4 protein-coding genes are annotated in these 3732 nt (G+C 72.2%); all 4 read right to left on the reverse strand.

Translation table 11 applies throughout. From position 1 onward, the window contains the following. Positions 1 to 384: 384 nt before the first annotated feature. Positions 385 to 1800 carry an FAD-dependent oxidoreductase gene (locus D7I43_RS32195; RefSeq protein ID WP_120332316.1) on the reverse strand — a complete coding sequence of 472 codons (1416 nt, stop codon included), beginning with the start codon at positions 1798 to 1800 and terminating at the stop codon, positions 385 to 387. A gap of 77 nt (positions 1801 to 1877) precedes the next feature. After that, on the reverse strand, positions 1878 to 2375 hold the full coding sequence (locus D7I43_RS32200; RefSeq protein WP_120332317.1) for a GNAT family N-acetyltransferase: 498 nt from the start codon (positions 2373 to 2375) through the stop codon (positions 1878 to 1880). Then, a complete protein-coding gene (locus tag D7I43_RS32205) occupies positions 2375 to 2704 on the reverse strand; it encodes an ArsR/SmtB family transcription factor (protein ID WP_120332318.1) in 330 nt (109 codons plus the stop codon). Before D7I43_RS32205 ends, D7I43_RS32200 begins: the two co-directional genes overlap by 1 nt. Before the next feature lie 8 nt (positions 2705 to 2712). Further along, complete coding sequence (locus D7I43_RS32210; protein ID WP_204985347.1) at positions 2713 to 3582, reverse strand: M28 family metallopeptidase; 870 nt, start codon at positions 3580 to 3582, stop codon at positions 2713 to 2715. Positions 3583 to 3732 lie beyond the last annotated feature (150 nt).

Here is a 3732-nt window from a genome sequence, read left to right on the forward strand (position 1 = left end):
CACTGGTTCCGCCGCCTGCGCATCCGCTGGGAGATCCGCGACGACATCCACGAAGCGTTCCTCACCCTCGCCTGCGCCATCATCTGCTGGCGCCGACTCCAACACTCAAAGAGTTAGGAGCTCTTAGGCGCCAGCCATCCGATGCCCGTGCCGCGCAACGTTGTCCCCGCGTCACCGCGGTTCGGGTGTTAGTTGTACCCGGCGCAGCGTCTGGGCGTTCAGCGCGACCACGGGATCGGTCCGCCCCCGCCTGCACTGGTCCGCGCCCGTAGAGCGTGCCGTAGGCGACGGTCGAGGTGATGCACAGGGCGGCCACCAGTCGCCACGCGTGGGCGTGGTGCCCGCCGACGGTCGGGTCGGCGGGCACCCTCGTGGAGGTGGCCATCAGTTGGCGCAGCAGCCGCCGGTCTGGCCGCTTGCCGGAGTGTTGAGGCTGACGAGCTGAAGCGGCGCGGACAGCAGGCCACCGGAGATGCCCGTGGCAAGCCCCTTACCGGCCGTCTCTGCCGCAGGGCTCGGTCCGCAGCAGCTGTCGGTGCCGGTGGAGTCGGCGGGGTTGCTGTTGCACACCCCGGTCTCCGGCAGGTCGAGCTGCACGTCGCGGGCGGCGTCCCAGTCTCCGGCGAGGGCGGCGACGACGGAGCGGACCTGCTCGTAGCCGGTGGCCATGAGGAACGTCGGGGCGCGGCCGTAGCTCTTCATGCCCACGGCGTAGTAACCCGGCTCGGGGTGGGCAAGTTCGTCAACGCCGTGCGGGGGCACGGTGCCGCAGGAGTGCTCGTTCGGGTCGATCAGCGGGGCGAGGGCGCGGGTGGCGCCCATGATCGGGTCCAGGTCCAGGCGCAGCTCGGCGGCGAGGGAGTGGTCGGGTCGGAAGCCGGTGGCGGCGACGATCCGGTCGACCGTGACCGATTCGTCGGTGCCGTCGGCGTGTCGGACGACGACGGCGACCCGCCCGTTGGTCGGCGTGATCGCGTGGACGGAGAATCCAGTGAGCAGCCGGATCCGGCCCGCGTCGACGTGGTCGCGCAGCCGGGAGCCGAGCGCGCCGCGCGCCGGGAGGGCGTCCGCGTCCCCGCCGCCGTAGGTGCGGGCCGGGGACGCGGAACGGATCGCCCAGGTCACCTCCGTGCCGGGCACCTGGGCGGCGAGTTCAGCGAGGGACAGCAGGGTGTTGGCGGCGGAATGCCCAGCCCCGACGACGAGGGTGTGCCGGCCGGCGAACCGGTCTCGGCCGGCGCCGAGCACGTCCGGCAGCGCGTGCTCCAGGAACCCGGCGGCTTCCTTCTCACCCTGGGCCGGGAGGCCGGAGGCGCCGAGGACGTTGGGGGTCCCCCAGGTGCCGGAGGCGTCGATGACGGCGCGGGCGAGGATCTCCTCGCCGGTGGTGAGGCGGATCAGGAACGGGGCTTGGTCGCGTCCGGCGGTGCGGAGCCGGTCCAGGCCGAGACGGCTGATCGCCTCGGCGCGGGCGCCGTAGCGCAAGTGCGGCTTGAGCTGCGGCAGCTCAGCGAGGGGCTGCAGGTAGTCGGCGGCGAGCTCGGCGCCGGTGGGCAGAACCTCCAGGTCGGGGGCGGGCCACCCCGCGTCGTCGAGCAGCCGGCGGGCGGCTGAGTCGATGTTGTACCGCCACGGGGAGAACACGCGGACGTGGCCCCACTGCCGTACGGCCGCGCCAGCGGTGTCGCCGGCTTCGAGAACGAGGAAGGGGAGGCCACGCTCGTGCAGGTGCGCGGCGGCGGCCAGGCCGACCGGGCCTGCGCCGATGACGGCGACGGGCAGCTGGTCCAAGGCGCTCATCAGAAACTCCTTATGTTGAGGTTCGTCGAAACAGCAGGGCGTAGTAGGCCGCCGGTCAACGGCGGCGGCAGTGTGGGTCAGGTAATGGCGGGGCTGCGGCGTTCGAGCAGGATCACGTCGCGCCAGCGGCCGTGGTGGCGGCCGACGCGTTCGCGGGTGCCGATGATCCGGAAGCCGGCCCGCTGGTGCAGGGCGAGGCTGGCGGTGTTCTCGGGGAAAACACCGGACTGGATGGTCCAGATGCCGGCAGCCTCGGTCGAGGCGATCACGGCGTCCAGGAGCAGCCGGCCGACGCCTCTGCCCTGGGCGGTGGGGTCGATGTAGACGGAGTGCTCGACCACGCCGGCGTAGACCGACCGCGCCGAGGTGGGTGACACGGCGACCCAGCCGAGGACGCGATCGTCGGGATCGACGGCGACGAACCTGTGCTCGGCCAGTTTGCCAGCGTCGAACGCCGCCCAGGTCGGGGCGACGGTCTCGAAGCTGGCGTTGCCTCCGTCGAGACCGGCCTGGTAGATCGCCAGGACCCGGTCAGCGTCATCCACCGTCATCCGGCGGACGGTGATGTCGGCCATCAGCAGGCTCCCCTCGGGGTCGGGGCCGGGCGGCCCATGACCACGTCGGCCGCGGACGGGAAACAGCCGACACAGGCGTCGTTGATGCGGTAGTGGCGGGCGGTGCCGACCGGCTCGACGAGCACGAACCGCACCTCGGTGAGGATCTTCAGATGTTGGGAGACGGTGGACTGGGCCAGCCCCACGGCGGCGACGATCTCGCCCACGCTCATGGGCCGGTTGTGCCGGGCGAGGTACTCGACGATCTGCACCCGCGTCGGGTCGGCCAGTGCACGGAACCACGAGGCGTAGGTCTGCGCGGTCGCCCGGTCGAGGAGGTCGCCCACCATTACTCCTTCTATCGTTTATCGCCGATCGACGATGAAAGTGTAGCGGGCGCCGCCGCGGCGAGGCAGGCGGTGGCCACGACGAGGCGGGCGATCGCGGTCAGCGTCTGCGGGTCGACGCGGTCCGCGGTGTCGGCCGGGCTGTGGTAGCCAACCATGCCGGCTCCGATTCCCACCGCGGCGAAACCGGCTCCGCCGTAGCGGCGGTTGTCCGATGCCACCGGACCCGCTGCGAGAGGGACGCCGGTGTGCCGTCCCGCCTGGTCGAGCAGCGCCAGGAGCCGGTGGGCAGGACCGCCGGCCTCCACCGCCGCTGCCCCGTCCAGGCGGCCGGCGCCGTCGACATTGATGACCAGCGGTGCGGCCCCTGCGGCGCGGAGCTGGGCGGCGTGGTGGGCGGAGCCGAGCGCACCGACCTCCTCGCCGTCGAGCAGCGCGACGGACAGCCCGATGCCCTCAGGTAGCCCGGCCGACAGGATCCGGGCCACCTCGAGGACCACTCCGACTCCGCTCGCGTTGTCCGACGCGCCGGGTTGGCGCAGCCCCGGGTGGTCCCCCACCCCGTCATAGTGGGCCGTCAGCAGAAGGTCAATGTCATGGGGCCTAGCCGGCGCGCGAACGGCGGCGTGGACGTTGACGCCGGTGACGTCGTCGCGCCGCAGTGGGGCGTTCCCGCTGAACCAGCTCCCGGCTGTGCTGGCGGCGGCGAGGACGTCGCGGTGGGTGTCCGCATCGAGGGTCAGGATGGGCAGCGGGCCGGGGTTGGGACCGGCGAGGGTGGTGAACTGCCATCCGGCGGCGTCGACGGCCCGGCTCATCAACAGCCCGACCGCCTCCTGCGTGTCGCGGTAGGCGTCGAACAGGCTCGTCCCCGCCGGCACCACGAGCCACCGGCCGGCGGGGTTGTCGGGGTACTCGTTGGAGTGCAGAGGCGAGTACGGCTGATCTTGCAGAGGTCAGGTGTCGTGGTGGGCGCCTTGTTCGTCACGGTGGGTTGCGTCTTGCAGGCGCAGGCGGGTGAGGCCGAGCAT

Source organism: Micromonospora globbae (genome assembly GCF_003610785.1).
In the GTDB taxonomy this organism is placed as follows: domain Bacteria; phylum Actinomycetota; class Actinomycetes; order Mycobacteriales; family Micromonosporaceae; genus Micromonospora; species Micromonospora globbae.

Excerpts from the sequence above, each read along its gene's own strand:
- D7I43_RS32205 (WP_120332318.1), bottom strand. The coding sequence starts at position 2,704 with ATGGTGGGCGACCTCCTCGACCGGGCGACCGCGCAGACCTACGCCTCG.
- D7I43_RS32200 (WP_120332317.1), bottom strand. The coding sequence starts at position 2,375 with ATGGCCGACATCACCGTCCGCCGGATGACGGTGGATGACGCTGACCGG.
- D7I43_RS32195 (WP_120332316.1), bottom strand. The coding sequence starts at position 1,800 with ATGAGCGCCTTGGACCAGCTGCCCGTCGCCGTCATCGGCGCAGGCCCG.